Source organism: Ruegeria sp. AP7 (assembly GCF_056539905.1).
Window position 1 is genome coordinate 1 of the sequence record NZ_JBQFVT010000001.1, and the last position, 17,453, is coordinate 17,453.

The following is a 17,453-nucleotide window of genomic DNA, read 5'->3' on the forward strand; positions in this document are numbered from 1 at the left end:
CGATCAGATTGTCTTGCTTGCGCACGCCATAGTGGACTGCATTGAACCATTTGCCCGATTGGTTTGGGGCTGCACCGTGGGTCAGGTGACCACCTGCATCCAGGCTCATACCCAGAATCGTGTCGCCAGGTTTGATCAGCGCCTGAAAGACACCTTGGTTTGCCTGCGACCCCGAATTCGGTTGGACATTGGCGAACTCGCAGCCGAACAGCTGCTTGGCCCGATCGATAGCCAGATTTTCGGCAATGTCGACGAACTGACAACCGCCATAGTACCGGCGGCCCGGATAACCTTCGGCATATTTATTGGTCATGACCGAGCCCTGCGCTTCCATGACAGCGGCAGAGACGATGTTTTCCGATGCGATCAGCTCGATTTCATCGCGCTGGCGGCCCAATTCGGATGTGATCGAGCCAAACAGCTCGGGGTCACGATCGGCAAGGGATTGGGTGAAGAAACCGGTATCACGAAGATTGGCGTTCATAATGGCTCCACAGGGCTGGGGTTTATCTGGCGGATTTCCTATCGGAAACGATAGAATTCAGAAAGGCTGTAAAGCGACGAATTGGCCTGCTATGGCGTCAAGTCTGGCCTATTGCGGAAAGGTATGTTTGTTTCGGAACCAAATGTGCAGCACTGGAAACCATAAAACATGACCAAGAGAATCGCCTTTCTGGCCAGCGATGCCAAAGTGGCGCAAACTGCCCGAGACTCTCTTGTGGCGTGCTATGGAAACGCCGCACCCAGGGATGCGGATGTGGTTGTCGCGCTGGGTGGGGATGGTTTCATGCTGCAAACGCTGCAGGGTATCCAGCATCTGAATACACCAGTCTACGGCATGAACCGCGGGACCATCGGGTTTCTGATGAACGAATATGGCGAGACCGATCTGATGGCTCGGCTTGCCGAGGCAGAGGAAGAGGTCGTCAACCCATTGGCAATGACCGCGATTGATCAGTCTGGTCAAAAACACGAAGCGCTGGCGATCAACGAGGTGTCGCTGTTGCGTGCAGGACCGCAAGCAGCGCAACTCAGGATTAGTGTGGATGGGCGTGTTCGCATGGCCGAGCTTGTGTGTGATGGCGCATTACTCGCCACGCCTGCGGGTTCAACGGCTTATAACTACTCTGCGCATGGACCTATTGTTCCGATTGGCGCAGACGTGTTGGCGCTGACACCCATCGCGGCATTTCGCCCGCGAAGGTGGCGCGGTGCTTTGCTGCCGAAAATGGCAAAAGTCAGGTTCGACGTGATCGATGCTGACAAGCGCCCGGTCATCGTTGCGGCTGATTCAATCTCTTTTCCAGATATCGACTGGGTCGAAATTAGGTCTGAAACAAGCATCCAACACCGGATACTTTTTGATCCGGGGCATGGATTGGAGGAGCGACTGATTTCCGAGCAGTTCACATAAATGTGAGCGAATTGATAAATTTCCTGTCATTTGTGTGAACCAGTTCACATGCACACCGATAATGGTTTGTTAACTTCAACTTGCCCGGAGAACACGCCAAGGTGGAAGTGAGTGGCCATCTGACGGTGTTTTCGATTGATTGCGCAGTTTTTGCGCTGGCGAGGGTGGGTGGTGCTACGCTCGTCTTCTGAAATCCGGGCATATTTTATTATGCGGACCCCGGGCACAAAACCCCGGGGTCTATTTTTTGTAGCAAGCTGCTACGTAGGCACAAGTTGGACCTAATTGCTCATTTGCTCCCATAAAATCGGGGCCATCTGCCCAACGCGCTCTTCGATGGCGGCTGCGGCATCTACGGCCATGTCTTCGCGCCAGCGCCGGGCGGCGATCTGAATGTTGATCGGTTGCGGGCCATCCGGCAATTCCGCAAGGCGTGCGGGAACGCTGGCAGCGGGCAACCCCAGAAAGTTCATCGCATAAGAATATACTGCACAGCCCAGCACCTCATGAACACCCTCCGCGCCTTCGGTGTCTCGATCAGGCTTGAAAAATGGCTGCGGCAGAAATGGAGACAGGACTAACGGATAATCCTGCAGGAACAATGACCATTCGCGCGCATGGTGGCTGCGCTGCGCAAGGGCCTGAATCAGATCGTCTCCGACAATCGGGGGAAACTCTTGGAAATAAACTTCAAAAATGTCGCGGATGATTTGCGATCCGGCAGCTTCGATATCACCTTTCATCAAGGTCAGCACTTCGCCCATCAGCGCGCGGTAGCCCAACCTGCCGCATTCGAAAACATCTGGCGGATCAATCTCTTCAACCAGATATCCGGCATCGATTAAAGCATCCCGTGCCGTATCCAGCGCCTTGTCTACTTCTGGATGCAATGCGTAGCCAAACGTGTTTTTTGTGAAGGCGACCTTGATCGGTCCGTCTTGCATACTGTCGCGCCAGGGCAGGTGTACGTGAAAGGGATCCCGAAGGTCTGGTTCAATCAGGCTTGGCATAGACAGGTGTAAATCTGCGGCCGTTCGGGTAATCACCCCCTGAACCGACATCGACTGCGCCAGCATTCCCCGCTCGGCTTTTTGGCTTGGGTTCCACGCGGGTACGCGGCCAAGCCCCGGCTTCACCGTCACCGCACCATTGGCTGCGGCGGGAAAACGCAGGCTACCACCGATATCGTTGCCATGACCCAGAGCGCCTATTCCCGCCATAACGGCCGCGCCGGCGCCACCAGACGATCCGCCGGGTGAGATATGGCGGCCCCAGGGATTATGCGTGCGCCCATGAAGCGGGTTGTCCGTATCAGCACGGAATGAAAATTCGGGGGTATTGGTCCGCCCGATGACAATCGCACCTGCTTTATGCAAGTTTGAGACCACAGGAGCATCATCTGGTGCAATGGCATCCTTCAGGGCCACCACGCCATTGGTGGTTGCATGATCTTTCTGATCCACATTCACCTTGATCGTAACCGGAACACCATGCAGCGGACCAGCCAAAGCACCATCACGACGGGCACGGTCAAGAGCGGATGCACGCTCCATCGCCTCCACACCAAGATCTTCCACAACTGCATTCAACTCGGGGTTCACTTGATGCATACGCGCCAATGCATCCTTGACGACTTCCTCCGCGCTCAGATCGCCCTTTTTTGTCAGAACAGTCAGTTCGGTCGCACTCAGACGCCAGATCTCGCCGTTTGTCATGCTCGTCCTCCTCACCTCAACCTGAGGGGAGGCGGGACCAATGACAAGCCCCAGTAAGACAAAACGGAACCGCCCTTCATCTGGCCGAAAATATCCCGGAGCGCGAGGCAGAGCCTCGCGTTCGCGCTTTAGCGCAAATCAAGTGCGCCTTTTTGGTGCACTGTTAGATTCCATTGCAAAGTTACTGCGCGTAACCGATGGTTTGCAGGGCCGATTTGATCTCGTCCAGAATAACTGGATCATCGATGGTGGCAGGCATCTTGTATTCATTGCCATCCGCAATCGACACCATCGTGCCTCGCAGGATCTTGCCCGATCGCGTCTTGGGTAGGCGATCTACCACCACCGCATTCTTAAACGCAGCGACAGGCCCGATTTTGTCCCGGACCATCTTGACCACATCCGCCACCACATCCTGGTGGTTCCGTTCAGATCCGGCATTGAGGCACAAGAATCCAACCGGCATTTGCCCTTTTAGTTGGTCCGACACGCCAATCACGGCACATTCTGCCACATCGGGGTGCGCAGCCAGCACCTCTTCCATTCCGCCAGTCGACAAACGGTGGCCAGCAACGTTGATGACATCATCGGTGCGCGCCATGATATAAAGATAACCGTCTTCGTCGATCATGCCTGCGTCACCGGTCTCGTAGTAGCCCGGGAAATGCTCCAGATACGACTTCTTGAACCGCGCCTCGGCGTTCCAGAGGGTCGGCAGCGTACCTGGGGGCAATGGCAGCTTGACCGCGATAGCTCCCAGTTCACCTGGTTTCATGGGATGGCCACCTTCGTCCAGAATTTGAACGTCATAGCCTGGCATGGGCTTGGCAGGTGAACCCAATTTGATCGGAAGTTCCTCGATACCAAGTGGATTACCCGCGATTGTCCATCCGGTTTCGGTTTGCCACCAATGATCGATGACCGGGACATTCAACGCATCCTGCGCCCAGATGATGGTGTCCGGGTCGGCCCGCTCACCTGCAAGATATAGCGCCTTCAGGTGGGAGAGGTCGTATTTCGACATCAACTCCCCATTGGGGTCTTCGCGTTTGACGGCGCGAATGGCTGTCGGGGCCGTGAAAAAACTTTTGACCTTATGTTCGGAGATCACGCGCCAGAAGGTGCCAGCGTCTGGCGTGCCAACGGGTTTGCCTTCGAACACAATGGTCGTATTGCCATGGATTAGCGGAGCGTAGCAAATATAGGAATGCCCCACGACCCAGCCCACATCTGAGGCTGCCCAGAATACGTCACCTGGATCAACGTTGTAGATGTTCTTCATCGTCCAATTCAGCGCGACCAGATGGCCAGCGGTCGGGCGCACGACACCTTTTGGAGCTCCGGTGGTGCCCGAGGTATACAGGATATACGCCGGATCGTTGCCGTTTACAGGCACACATTCTGCGGGTTCAGTTCCGTATTGGAACCCATGCCAATTGACATCGCGCCCTTCGATAAGTTGTGCAACCTCCTGTTCACGCTGGAAGATTACGCAGAACTCGGGCTTGTGGCTGGCAAGATCGATCGCGCCATCCAACAGCGGTTTGTAGTGCACGACACGACCCGGTTCCATCCCGCATGAAGCGGCGATGATCGCCTTGGGTTTCGCATCATCGATACGCACGGCCAACTCGTTGCTGGCAAAGCCGCCGAACACCACCGAGTGCACCGCACCAAGGCGGGCGCAGGCCAGCATGGCCTCCAACGCTTCGGGGATCATCGGCATATAGATGATGACCCGATCCCCTTTCTCAACGCCTTTCGCGCGGAGCGCACCGGCCAGATTAGCGACCCTGTTGCGCAGCTCGACGTAGGAGATTTCGCGTTTGGTATGTGTGATGGGACTGTCATAGATGATCGCGGTCTGCTCGCCACGACCGTTTTCCACATGCCGGTCGACTGCGTTCCAGCACGTATTTACCTTGGCATCGCTGAACCATTCATAGAGAGGCGCATTGTCGTCGAACAGAGCTTTGCTGGGTTCTTGAACCCAGTCGATCCCTTTTGCCGCATCCATCCAGAATGCTTCGGGGTCGTTCTTCCAGCTCTCGTAGACGTCCTGATATGCCATGATGGCCTCCTCCCAAATTCCTCGCGTTTTGTGTTAGGCGCCGAAGGTGCCTCGGGCAAGCGACGCGGAATGCGGCGCGTCAGTTTATCGCAAAATCTTTGCAGAACCTTTCAGATTGGACTGCAAAGTTTTGCAAATTCTCTGATATTTATGACCTTCTAGTTGACCCATATGAGGTTTTGCAAATCTGCAAACTCATCGCTGCAAAAGCAACAGTACCAATAGAATCAACTTGGGCAACTGATCCGGAGCCCGGTCGTGTATATCCTCTTACCGCCGCGCCCGGCTTACCCGTAATGTGCCACTGGGGTTCCGGCGATGGCCGCCATGTTCAACAGCCCCCGGGCAGTGATTGATGGCGTTACGATATGGGCTTTGTTTCCCATCCCCATCAATATCGGCCCCACCTCTAGCCCGTCCGCTTTCATCTTGAGGATGTTACGCACCCCGCTTGCTGCATCCGCGTGTGCGAAAATCAGGACATTCGCAGCGCCATCCATACGCGAGTTCGGGAAAATACGTGCACGCAATTCAGGATCAAGGGCCAGGTCCAAGTTCATCTCGCCCTCATAGCTGAAATCGCGCGGCTCAGAATCGAGGATTTCAAGGCCCGCCCGAAGGCGCTTGCCCGATCCCTCTGCCTGATTGCCGAATTGCGATTGCGAACAGAATGCAATCTTCGGCTCCAGTCCGAACCGCCGTACGTGTCGAGCTGCGCCGATGGTCGTTTCGGCCAGTTCCTCGGGGGTTGGCAATTGCCGTACATGCGTGTCGGCGATAAATAGGGGGCCGTCTTCCAGAATCATAAGTGACAGCGCGCCGTGCGGGCGTAAATCGCCATCATCCAGAACTTGCTCAACATAATTGAGGTGCCAGCGGTATTCACCGAATGTACCGCAGATCATGCTGTCAGCCTCGCCGCGATGCACCATGATCGCAGCAATTGCAGTATTGTTGGTGCGCATGATGGCTTTTGCGAGGTCCGGAGTGACCCCCCGACGCTGCATGATCTGGTGATATGAGTTCCAGTAGTCGTAGTAGCGCGGATCGTCCTGCGGGTTCACGATCTGGAAATCCTGCCCAGGCCGAACCGTCAGCCCCAGTCGTTCGCATCGCGCGTCGATTACGTCCGGGCGACCAATCAGGATCGGGGTTTCCGTGGTTTCTTCCAAAATAGCCTGAGCTGCACGCAATACCCGCTCGTCCTCGCCTTCCGCAAAAACGATCCGCCGGGAAGCAACTGCTGCGGCTTCAAATACTGGCCGCATCAGAAGAGCCGATTTGAACACAGTCTGATTCAGCCGTTCTTTATAGGCTTCGAGGTCATCAATGGGCCGTTTTGCGACCCCACTTTTCATGGCTGCTTGCGCAACAGATGACGAAACGACACCGACGAGGCGCGGGTCGAAAGGTTTGGGGATCAGATAATCCGGCCCAAAGGTCAACTGCTCACCCTTGTAGGCTGCCGCAGCTTCAGCGCTGGTTGTCGCACGGGCCATGTCGGCAATTCCGTCGACGCAGGCGATTTGCATTTCGTCATTGATTTCAGTCGCACCAACATCCAGGGCACCCCGGAATATGAACGGGAAACACAAGACATTGTTCACCTGGTTCGGGAAATCGCTGCGGCCGGTTGCGATGATCGCATCTGGCGCAACTTCGCGTGCCGCTTGTGGCAGGATTTCCGGAGTTGGGTTGGCCAATGCAAAGATGATCGGGGTTTTGGCCATCTTTTCAACCATCTCGGGCTTCAACACGTTCGGTCCACTCAGCCCCAGGAACAGATCGGCATCCGGGATCACATCATCCAGAGTGCGCAGATCGGTTTTTTGGGCAAACTGGTCCTTGTGCGGGTTCATATCCTCGGCGCGGCCCTCATAGACCAGACCGTGAATGTCGCACAGCCAGATATTCTCGCGTTTGACCCCAAGCTTCACCAACATGCTGAGGCAGGCGATCCCTGCGGCGCCACCACCGGTTGAGACAACTTTGATATCCTCAAACTTCTTGCCTGCCACATGCAGGGCGTTCTTGGCAGCGGCGCCAACAACGATCGCGGTGCCGTGCTGGTCGTCGTGAAAGACGGGGATATTCATCCGCTCTCGGCACAGTTTTTCAACAATGAAACAATCCGGTGCCTTGATGTCTTCAAGGTTGATCGCGCCAAAAGTCGGTTCCAACGCGCAGACGATATCTGCCAGTTTTTCGGGGTCAGGCTGATCCACCTCGATGTCAAAACAGTCGATGCCAGCAAATTTTTTGAATAGGACCGCCTTGCCTTCCATCACCGGCTTTGATGCCAGAGCACCGATGTCGCCGAGCCCCAGAACCGCAGTGCCGTTCGAAACAACCGCCACCAGATTGCCGCGCGCAGTATATTTTTCGGCATTGGCTGCGTCGCTTTTGATCTCGAGGCTGGCTTCGGCCACACCTGGCGAATAGGCGCGTGCAAGGTCCCGGCCGTTTGCCATCGGCTTCGTGGCCTTGATCTCAAGCTTTCCGGGCTTTGGATGGGCATGATATTCAAGCGCAGCCTGTCGCAGGTTCGGTGTGTCAGACATCGGCAATTCAACTCCGTTCCAATATTCGTTTGATGGTTAAACCATTTCTCAACGCTTGGCTATGTCGCCTCGGATTGCTGTCGAAATAAGGTCTCACGGATACGTTAAGGGGTCGCTGGTTGAGATTTGATGCTTTGCTTCTATGTACAGTCAATTCCCGACAATCTAACGGGCCTCAGAAGCGACGGATCTGATTATGCGCAATAAAAACAAAGCTTGTGCTGATGCGCAAACGGCCACCGCTTTTGACAGGCTTGGCACCAAAGGGAGTGCCTTGGTTGGTTCGCTTTCTTTGGCTGTTGTTCTGCTTTGCGTGATCATGATCTGGCCTTTGCAGGCCGCAGCATTCAACCAAGAGGGCGGCTTGATCGAGACAATTTCAGCCACTGCGTTGCTGGCTGCCGGGCTGGTTGCGCTGGTGCGTTTTCCAGGCCTCTCACGCTTATATATTGCACTTGTCTGCCTACTGTTGGCCGAGCGCGAGCTGGAAGCAGAGGTCTACACCGAAGGCAGCGTACTTTTCGTCGTGCTAGAATGGCTGGATTTACTGCTTGATGCGACCACAGTCCGGATCGCTTTGGGCGTGATTGTCATTGGTGGTTTGCTTCGGCACGGGATACCAAACGGAGTACGGGCACTTAAGATCCGCGCACCATTTCTGATGGTCTTTGCCCTAGCCGGAAGTGTTGCGGTACTGGCGCAGATACTCGAAGAAGTCAGTGGATTTTTCTCGGAAAGCCTTTCGGTCACGATGGCTACACGCCTGTTCGTGCTGGAAGAAACGCTGGAAATGTACTTTTCAATTGGCATTTTGGCCGCTGTTCTGATCGGATGGCCAAAAATCAGATCCGAAGAGATACAGAATGACAAGCGATCCGAAAGACTTCCAGACGCGCGCTGAAATCCGCCTGCCGACGCAGGAACTCCGCAACGATATTCCGTTCTATACCATGGTGCTGGGGATGCGGATGGACATGATCTATCCAGCCGACGATCCAAATACCGCTGTGTTTTCCGGACATGGTTTGCGTTTGCGGATCGAGAAAGACGCACCCGAGTCTCCTGGGACCTTGCGCATTTTGACGTCTGACCCCGACAGGTTCGCTGACGGCCAGCGCAGTCTTGTCGCACCAAATGGCACCCGGATCGAAATTGAGGAACTGGATCCACCGCTGGTTATGCCGGAAACGGTTCATTCATTTGTTGTTCGCCGCCTCAAAGATCAGGCGCCTTGGATCATTGGGCGGGCAGGAATGCACTATCGCGATCTGGTGCCTGACAGGTTGGGCGGTTCGATCATCGCCAGTCATATCCGCATTCCCGATGGCGGCCCGGTGCCGGACATGGTGCATTTTCACAAGGTTGGGTTTCAGCTTATCTTCTGCATCCACGGTTGGGTGGACGTGGTTTACGAGGATCAGGGTGAGAAAATGCGCCTGACAGCGGGTGATTGCTTTATTCAACCGCCCGAAATCCGTCACCGAGTGCTTGAGGCATCGGACAACGTGCAGGTGATCGAGATTGGTGTACCGGCTGAACATGTGACCGAGATCGACCACGAGATGGACCTGCCAACACCACACTTCCGACCGGACCGGGAATGGCAGGGCCAACGGTTTGTTTATAATCAGGCCAAAGACGCGGAGTGGATACCTTTCCGTCTGCCCGGATATGTCTGTCGCGACACAACCATTGCCGAAAACACCAAGGGTGTCGCGGGTGTGCAGGTCGTCCGTCGCGGGCAAGGTCAGCCAATGTGGGCCAGCCACGATACTGATATCCACTTTACCTTTGTGATGGATGGCGAGGTCACACTTGAGGGTGAGGGGCGCGAACCCTATCGGCTGGAACAGGGCGACGCCTTCGTCATTCCACCTGGCATGAGAACTCGTTTGTCTGATCCAACTGACGATGTCGAATTATTAGAAGTAACGCTGCCCGGCACATTCAACACGACTCTAGGCTAAATGCTTGTGATTATCCGCGCTCGGGGGCTTCAAATTCCCCGGCGCTTTCATTTAGGGTATGACATTCTGACCAAGTGATCAAAAATTGGGAATCGTCATGTCTTTGAAAGATGCTGCTTTGGCTGTTCGTGAAAATGCGCACGCGCCTTATTCGAATTTCAAGGTCGGTGCGGCGATCCGGGCAGGTTCAGGCACGGTGTATATCGGCTGCAATGTCGAAAACGTAGCCTACCCAGAAGGAACCTGCGCCGAGGCCGGGGCGATTGCCGCGATGATCGCCGCAGGCGACAAAGAACTGACCGAAGTTTACGTGGTTGCCAGCAGTCCGCATCCGGTGCCACCCTGCGGCGGATGCCGTCAGAAACTGGCTGAATTCGGAAAAGGCGATGTGGTGGTCACTATGGCGACTGCCGACGGTCTGGAAACCAAAACCACAATAGCTGATCTGTTGCCGGGTGCATTTGGTGCCGCGCATATGAGGGACACCTGATCAGATGGATGCGCGTTCGATTATCGCCAAGCTTCGCCGTAACGAGATACCGACATCAGCCGAATTGCAGTGGTTCGCACAGGGGTTGGCCGACGGCGGCGTAAGTGACGCGCAGGCGGGAGCCTTTGCAATGGCGGTCTGCATGGGTGGGCTGGGGGCTCAGGGCAGGGCAGATTTGACGGTTGCCATGCGTGACAGCGGTGAGGTGCTGAACTGGGATGTTGATGGCCCGGTGATCGACAAACACTCGACTGGTGGAGTCGGGGATTGCGTCAGCCTGGTTCTCGCCCCGGCCCTGGCCGAATGCGGGGCCTATGTACCAATGATCTCGGGCCGGGGGCTGGGCCACACCGGCGGCACTTTGGACAAACTCGAAGCAATCCCCGGCGTGACAACGCAGATCGGCCAGACAAGGCTGGCGCAGATACTGAATGAGACCGGCGCTGCGATTGTCGGCGCTACGGGGCAGATCGCACCGGCGGATAAACGGCTATATGCGATCCGCGATGTGACGGCGACGGTGGAAAGTCTTGATCTGATCACTGCGTCGATCCTGTCAAAGAAGCTGGCCGCCAGCCCGGATGCGCTGGTGCTGGATGTCAAGGTGGGCAGCGGGGCGTTCATGAAGACGCTGGATGAGGCGCGCAAGCTTGCTCGGGCGCTGACCGAAACGGCAAATACCGCGGGGTGCCGGACCTCAGCGGTGATCACCGACATGAATCAACCGCTTGCTCCAGCACTTGGCAACGCGCTGGAAGTTGCCGAAGTGATGAAGGTCATGACCAGCGGGCAAACCTCACCCTTGGCCGAAATTTCTGCTGAACTGGGTGGCGTGTTGATGGCAGATGCGGGTATGTGCGCATCGGCGGAAGAGGGCCGGGCGCGGATCGCAGAAGTAATACGTGACGGGCGCGCCGCCGAACGGTTTGGCCGTATGATGGCCGCTGTCGGAGGGCCTGTGCACTTCGTCGATACCTGGGCGCGTTTCCTGCCCGAAGCAAACGTAATCCAAGAGGTGCCTGCGCCGCGCGATGGCTACATCTCTGCGATAGATGGCGAGGCACTGGGGCTGGCGGTGGTTGCCCTGGGTGGTGGACGCCAGGTTGAGAGTGATGAGATTGACCCGGCGGTTGGATTGTCGAATATCTTGCGGTTGGGTCAGCACGCTCAGAAGGGCGCGCCATTGGCCGTGGTCCACGCAGCCCGAGAAGATGCAGCGCGACTTGCGTCCGAGGCGGTATTGAATGCCGTAACGCTTGGCGATGCGCCAGTAGAACAACCTCCGCATGTACACGAATGGATCAGCGCATGAGCCGCGCTTTCCTTGTTGTTATGGATTCGGTTGGTATCGGCGGCGCACCAGATGCCAATCAGTTCTACAACGGCACCACGCCCGATACGGGTGCAAACACGGTGGCTCATATTGCGCAGGTCTGTGCCAAAGGGCGCGCAGAAGAAGGACGCTCCGGCCCATTGCATTTACCAAATCTCGACGCTCTGGGACTAGGCGCTGCAACGCGACTGGCCTCAAATGATGTCACGCCGGGGTTAGAAGCCAAACCAGCAGGTCTCTGGGGATGCGCGCGAGAGTATTCGCCGGGCAAGGACACGCCCTCTGGCCATTGGGAATTGGCAGGCGTTCCGGTGCCGTGGGACTGGCACTATTTCCCGGATACGACACCTGCCTTTCCCACCGAGCTGAGCCGGGCAGCGGCGCAGGCTGCAGGTACCGAGGGCATTCTGGGCGATTGCCACGCTTCTGGCACGGCGATCATCGCTGAATTGGGGGCTGAGCATATGCGAACCGGCTGGCCGATCTGCTATACATCTGCCGACAGTGTGTTCCAGATTGCCGCACATGAGGAGAGCTTTGGCCTCGACCGTTTGTTGGATTTGTGCAAGGTGCTTGCGCCGCAGCTTCACGAAATGAAAGTTGGCCGTGTGATAGCTCGGCCATTCATAGGAACACCGGAAACCGGATTTACCCGCACCACCAACCGCAAGGATTTTGCCATCGTACCCCCAAGCCCGGTGCTGACAAACTGGGCGCAGGACGCGGGTCGGCACGTGTACGCAGTTGGCAAGATCGGCGACATCTTCTCGATGCAGGGGATCGATACGTTGCGCAAAGGTTCGGATGCCGAACTGATGGCCCACCTTTCTGATCTGGTGGATGAGGCCGAAGACGGCAGCCTGACATTTGCCAACTTCGTCGAGTTCGACAGCATCTATGGCCACCGTAGGGACATCAGCGGCTATGCCCGCGCGTTGGAGTGGTTTGACCGCGAGGTCGGGGTCATACTGCGAAAACTGCGCCCGGGTGACCTGATGCTGCTGACCGCTGATCATGGCAATGATCCCAGCTGGATCGGAACCGATCACACGCGCGAACAAGTGCCGATATTGATTGCCGGACATGGCACAGGTGAAATCGGCCGAATCAACTTTGCCGATGTCGCTGCCAGTATCGCGCATCACCTGAATATCCCGGCGCAAGGACCGGGGCGGAGTTTTCTATGACAGCGGCTGACCAACCCAAGATCGAACTTCACCTGCATCACGAAGGTGCAGCGCCACCCGCCTTTATTCGTCAGTTGGCCCATGAAAAGCGCGTGGATCTGAGCGGGATCTTCAAGCCGGATGGTTCGTATGATTTTCGCGACTTTGCACATTTCCTCAGTGTCTACGAGGCTGCCTGCGAGGTTCTGAAATCGCCAGAGGATTTTCGCCGATTGACGTTGGCCATTCTCGAAGAGAGCGCAGCCAACGGGGTGGTGTATTCTGAAACTTTCCTTAGCCCCGATTTTTGCGGCGGAGGAGATTTGCATGCATGGAAGGACTATTTGACCGCGATCCAGGATGCCGCTGATGAGGCCGAGCGCAACTTCGGGGTTACGCTGCGCGGTGTCGTGACCTGTGTGCGCCATTTCGGACCCGAGCAAGCCAAGCGCAGTGCACATTGTGCGGCCGAAACTGCTGGTAACTGGATCACCGGATTTGGCATGGGCGGCAATGAATCTGTGGGAACTCAGGGTGAATTCAAATGGTCCTTTGAGTGCGCGCGCGAGGCAGGGCTGCAGTTGACCACACATGCCGGCGAATTTGGCGGCCCCGAAAGCGTTCGGGATGCAATTCGCGATCTGGGGGTCGAGCGTGTGGGCCATGGCGTCCGGGCGATCGAAGACCCGGACCTTGTGCATGAATTGATCGACCGGGATATCACATTGGAAGTGTGTCCGGGCTCGAACGTGGTTCTTGGTCTATTCCCCGATTTCGCATCGCATCCCATTGCGAAGCTGCGCGATTCAGGTGTCAATGTCACCGTATCTACTGATGATCCGCCGTTTTTCCATACCACGATGCGGCGCGAATATGAGATGTTGGGTGCAGCATTCGGCTGGAAGGCCGAGGATTTTGCAGCCCTTAATGTAACGGCCCTTAATGCGGCCTTTTGTGATGAAGAGACCCGCGCGCGGGTCAAGAAAAGACTGGAGACATCATGAGCGATCACCTGACCGTCGTCGACCACCCGCTGGTGCAGCACAAACTGACGCTCATGCGGGACAAGGGCACCTCGACCGCCGTGTTCCGGCAGTTGTTGCGCGAGATCACGTTGCTGTTGGCCTATGAGGTCACCCGCGAGATGCCGCTGACGACGCGCCACATCGAAACCCCGATGGAAGAGATGGACGCACCCATATTGGCGGGCAAGAAGCTTGCGTTGGTTTCGATCCTGAGGGCCGGAAACGGGATGCTGGACGGGGTGTTGGAGCTGATCCCCTCGGCGCGGGTCGGCTTTGTGGGTCTCTATCGCGATGAAGAGACGCTTAAACCTGTACAGTATTATTTCAAAGCCCCCGAAGGGCTGAAGGACCGTCTGGTCATTGCTGTTGATCCGATGCTGGCAACTGGCAACAGCTCGGCCGCAGCGATCGATCTGCTGAAGGAGCAGGGGGCCGCAGATATCCGTTTCCTTTGTCTTCTGGCTGCCCCCGAAGGCGTGGCTCGCATGAAAGAGGCGCATCCGGATGTCAAAATCGTGACTGCGGCGCTGGATCGTGAGTTGAACTCCAAGGGCTACATCATGCCGGGCCTGGGCGATGCCGGGGATCGGATGTTCGGCACCAAATAGGCGCTATTGCCCGCAGATATTCTGCAGCCGGACCCAATCGCGGTCCGGCAATACCTGTTCCAAAGTTCGACCTGCCATGGGGTCCGCCTCGATCAACCCGAGAACGGACTCGCCTGTGATGTCAACAGCATAAGCGTATGGTGTTGAGGGAAGGGCGGCCTGAGCGAACATTGCCAGCAGATCATCATCACTAATCTGTGTTTGAGGTTCTGCCAGGATTTCTTCGGTGTAGGTATCGACGATTTCAGTGGTCAACTCACCAGTCGTCAACAGTCGAAACGCGGTTGTTGGGCCCGTCCGATCTAACAGGTCGTCCAACGGTGCCTGTTGTGCCGCGCGAGCGCGCGCGGCGATAACATACCCCGCGGCAACGGCGGGGTCTTCATGATCCTCCACCAGCGCGCGATTCAGCAATACAGTCCCCCCCGGCAGGCTTAGGCTGTTGGACAAACCTGCGGGCAGAATCACGATCTGTCGAACACCAGTTCGTTTTGCAAGCCGGTCCAATGAGTCCTGCGCCTCGGGTGAATTGCATGCCTTGCCTGATACCCTTTCAATGCGCTGCAGGATCGTATCGCCGATCTCTTGCTGTTTGATCTCTGGCACGACTGAAACGACATGACGCTGCAAAGCGCCGGGCAACCACAGCAAAAGAACTGCCACAACGGCCAGCGCCACCCCCGCAACGCTGAGCCAGCGCAGACGACCGGGGTGCGGTCTGGCGCGGTCGATGGCACGTTGCAGACGATCGATGGCCTCGATCATCGTGGTTTCCGTTTCTGCAAGTTCCAGCGTTTCGCCAGGATCGCCGTCGGGACAATAGATGGCGGGATACGCACCCGGGTTTTGACGCTCTAACGCAGCCAAAGACCAATGCGTGAGCGCGCTGTCATTGAAATCCGAGATCGTCAGAGTGGCTTCGCCAATCGAAACCACAACCTCACGCCGCTGTTCATCGGGCGAAGGGCGCCACAAACCGGTGGCTTCGATCCGCTGGTACTGTTTGAGTGCGGTCATCGGTTAATGCTGCTCGAGTATTATTTTGCGCTAAGCTTAGCATGGCAAAAACCAGTGGCGCAAACCTGTTGCGTCAGGTTTGTGAAATGTGCTGATTGTAGCGGGTAGTTTTCTGGCCAGCACTGGCTAATCAAGCGCAGAGGCGGGAATGCAGTTACAACAACAATCCCATTCGATGCTGGCGTCTTTACTGATGGTCGCCTCGATGGCCATTATCGGCGTCATCGATAACTTTGTGATCCGGGTCGCCGAAAGCATTGGGCTATGGCAGTTTCATCTAAGCCGCGCGACGTTGATGTTACCCCTGATTGCGCTTCTTTCGGTTCTTGGCTTGGGCGGTTTGAAACCGCGCCGGTACGGCATCGTCGCGGTGCGTAGCGTATTGATAACCATGGCGATGCTTTTTTATTTTACAGCTCTGGCTCTGATGCCGATTGCGCAGGCGTTGGCAGGGCTGTTTACCTCACCGATTTTTGTGCTGCTGATTTCCGCGCTTTTTCTGAAGCAGCATATCGGCCCCTGGCGGATCGTGGCCGTTCTTTTGGGCTTTGCCGGAATACTCAGTGTTTTGCAGCCTGACCCCAATTCATTTGATCTCAAGACGCTGATCCCAGTAGCTGGAGGTTTTTTCTATGCTCTCAGCGCCGTTGTAACCCGCACGCATTGCCGTGATGAAAGCACCGTCGCCCTGCTGGCCGCGATGGTGGTGACTCTGGGATTGGCTGGGCTGATTGGTCTGATATGGCTGGCTGTATTTCCGGTTGATGTGCCCGAAGGCCCAGAGGGGTTTGCCATGCGCGGTTGGGTCTGGCCGATACATGAAGCCCTGCCTTGGGTGGTGATGCAGGCGATCGGGTCTACGATCGCCGTTTTCATGCTGATAAAAGCTTACCAATTAGGAGAGCCTTCCTACGTCGCCGTATTCGAGTATTCGGTCATGATATTCGGACCCCTCTTTGCATGGATTGCCTTTGGACAATCGGTAGGAGTGATGCAGATCGTCGGTATTGGCATGATCGCAACTGCAGGAATTTTATTGGCATGGAGAGAGAAGCGCGCTGCCGGAAAGCTGCCCAAAGCTCTGCCAAATTGAGAGCGTGTGTAGATAAAATAAAATTACTTGCATATCGCCTATAGTTTCCTGGTGTCGTGCAAAGCGATCTTTGCTGCCCACATTGTTCCGGTTGATCACATGAAATATGGCCAAAAGGTCCTTGTTTCGCCGCAATTGTGGCAAAACTTAGCCAGCTCGTGGCACATTAGCATAGTCAATCTGAACTATGTCGAAGTGCCAAGAGGGGGGCGCAAGTGTTAGAGTTAGTGAGTGTTTCGGGGTATTCGAAACGTGAGGGTCAAGGCCCGCAACCTGTTCAAGAGTCAGCCGTTTCAGTGCGCCGCGGTGGATTGCTGCATGGGACCAGGGTTGCAACAACCAGTGGCTGGAAGCCGGTTGAAAATCTGGTTTCTGGCGAACTGGTGCGAACGCTGGATCACGGGTTTAGAGAATTGCGCCGTGTCTGCGCCGATAGCGTTGTGGTTCCAGGGGGGGAACGCAGGCCAGAGTATCTGCCGGTCCTTGTCCCGGCTCGCGCCGCGTATAATGGGCGGCCGGTCTGGCTGATGCCAGAGCAGGGAATGGCGCTGGATCAGACTAAACTGGATCTGGGAATTGAGGGGCTCTCAATTGTTCCTGCGCGCATGCTAAGCGGTGTTGGCAATCTCAGATCAAATACTCCGGCGCAAACCTTTGATGTGACGTCGTTGTATTTTGATCAGGATGAGATTGTCTTTATCGAGGGAGGTTTCCAAGCCTACTGTCCTGCGGGAGGTATGGGACCGGTCTGCACATACGAAGTTGCCGACCAAGAAGATGCTGATCTGTTGATCGAAGCGGTGGCCATGAAAGGCGACATATCGGTTTTTGCAAACCCATTGGGTGCGCTTCCTGCGCCCATCCCGCAAGAACCAATATGCCCTATTCGCCCTCCCAAGGGCATCCGTCGTCCAGGGCGTCCAGGGCGGCCAGGGCGGCCTAATGCCCAGATCTTGTTTCTGCGATCGGACTGGCGCATCTGAACGTAATCTG

Annotated in this window: 15 protein-coding genes; 10 read left to right on the forward strand and 5 right to left on the reverse strand. The window is 56.2% G+C overall.

What is annotated here, in order from left to right; genetic code table 11:
* A partial coding sequence (locus ACR0KN_RS00005) for a PLP-dependent aminotransferase family protein (protein ID WP_480650464.1) occupies positions 1-484 on the reverse strand: 484 nt, incomplete at its 3' end.
* Between the two features lie 168 nt (positions 485-652).
* Here ACR0KN_RS00005 and ACR0KN_RS00010 point away from each other — a divergent pair.
* On the forward strand, positions 653-1,414 hold the full coding sequence (locus tag ACR0KN_RS00010) for an NAD kinase (RefSeq protein ID WP_480650466.1): 762 nt from the start codon (positions 653-655) through the stop codon (positions 1,412-1,414).
* 281 nt (positions 1,415-1,695) lie between these two features.
* On the opposite strand, the gene ACR0KN_RS00015 is transcribed toward ACR0KN_RS00010, so the two are convergent.
* From ACR0KN_RS00015 to ACR0KN_RS00025, 3 genes are all read right to left on the reverse strand, one after another.
* Positions 1,696-3,129: an amidase family protein gene (locus ACR0KN_RS00015; protein WP_480650468.1), complete on the reverse strand. Its 1,434-nt coding sequence runs from the start codon at positions 3,127-3,129 to the stop codon at positions 1,696-1,698.
* Between the two features lie 181 nt (positions 3,130-3,310).
* Complete coding sequence (gene prpE, locus ACR0KN_RS00020) at positions 3,311-5,200, reverse strand: propionate-CoA ligase PrpE (RefSeq protein ID WP_170468765.1); 1,890 nt, start codon at positions 5,198-5,200, stop codon at positions 3,311-3,313.
* Between the two features lie 287 nt (positions 5,201-5,487).
* Complete coding sequence (locus ACR0KN_RS00025) at positions 5,488-7,761, reverse strand: NADP-dependent malic enzyme (RefSeq protein WP_170779286.1); 2,274 nt, start codon at positions 7,759-7,761, stop codon at positions 5,488-5,490.
* Between the two features lie 196 nt (positions 7,762-7,957).
* On the opposite strand from ACR0KN_RS00025, the gene ACR0KN_RS00030 reads away from it, so the two are divergent.
* The 7 genes from ACR0KN_RS00030 to upp all read left to right on the forward strand — a co-directional run bounded on the left by ACR0KN_RS00030 (position 7,958) and on the right by upp (position 14,350).
* Positions 7,958-8,662, forward strand: coding sequence for a hypothetical protein (locus ACR0KN_RS00030; protein WP_480650471.1), 705 nt, complete (start codon positions 7,958-7,960; stop codon positions 8,660-8,662).
* Positions 8,625-9,728 (forward strand): cupin domain-containing protein, encoded by a 1,104-nt coding sequence (locus tag ACR0KN_RS00035; protein WP_480650473.1) that lies wholly within the window; start codon positions 8,625-8,627, stop codon positions 9,726-9,728. The genes ACR0KN_RS00030 and ACR0KN_RS00035 overlap by 38 nt, the downstream gene beginning before the upstream one ends.
* A gap of 97 nt (positions 9,729-9,825) precedes the next feature.
* A complete protein-coding gene (locus ACR0KN_RS00040; protein WP_170779283.1) occupies positions 9,826-10,218 on the forward strand; it encodes a cytidine deaminase in 393 nt (130 codons plus the stop codon).
* A 4-nt stretch (positions 10,219-10,222) separates the two neighbouring features.
* Complete coding sequence (locus ACR0KN_RS00045) at positions 10,223-11,530, forward strand: thymidine phosphorylase (protein WP_480650475.1); 1,308 nt, start codon at positions 10,223-10,225, stop codon at positions 11,528-11,530.
* Entirely contained in the window at positions 11,527-12,738 is a 1,212-nt protein-coding gene (locus ACR0KN_RS00050; protein WP_480650477.1) for a phosphopentomutase, read from the forward strand. Before ACR0KN_RS00045 ends, ACR0KN_RS00050 begins: the two co-directional genes overlap by 4 nt.
* Positions 12,735-13,721, forward strand: coding sequence for an adenosine deaminase (locus ACR0KN_RS00055; protein WP_480650479.1), 987 nt, complete (start codon positions 12,735-12,737; stop codon positions 13,719-13,721). The genes ACR0KN_RS00050 and ACR0KN_RS00055 overlap by 4 nt, the downstream gene beginning before the upstream one ends.
* The gene (upp, locus tag ACR0KN_RS00060) at positions 13,718-14,350 is read left to right on the forward strand and encodes a uracil phosphoribosyltransferase (protein ID WP_170468784.1); all 633 of its coding nucleotides are present in this window, start codon (positions 13,718-13,720) and stop codon (positions 14,348-14,350) included. Before ACR0KN_RS00055 ends, upp begins: the two co-directional genes overlap by 4 nt.
* A 3-nt stretch (positions 14,351-14,353) precedes the next feature.
* Here the strand turns inward: upp and ACR0KN_RS00065 are convergent, their stop codons facing one another.
* Positions 14,354-15,367 (reverse strand): hypothetical protein, encoded by a 1,014-nt coding sequence (locus ACR0KN_RS00065; protein ID WP_480650481.1) that lies wholly within the window; start codon positions 15,365-15,367, stop codon positions 14,354-14,356.
* Positions 15,368-15,515: 148 nt separating this feature from the next.
* Between ACR0KN_RS00065 and ACR0KN_RS00070 the strand changes: the two genes are divergently transcribed.
* Entirely contained in the window at positions 15,516-16,460 is a 945-nt protein-coding gene (locus ACR0KN_RS00070; RefSeq protein ID WP_480650483.1) for a DMT family transporter, read from the forward strand.
* A 215-nt stretch (positions 16,461-16,675) separates the two neighbouring features.
* Positions 16,676-17,443, forward strand: coding sequence for a Hint domain-containing protein (locus ACR0KN_RS00075; RefSeq protein WP_480650485.1), 768 nt, complete (start codon positions 16,676-16,678; stop codon positions 17,441-17,443).
* The last annotated feature ends 10 nt before the right edge of the window (positions 17,444-17,453 follow it).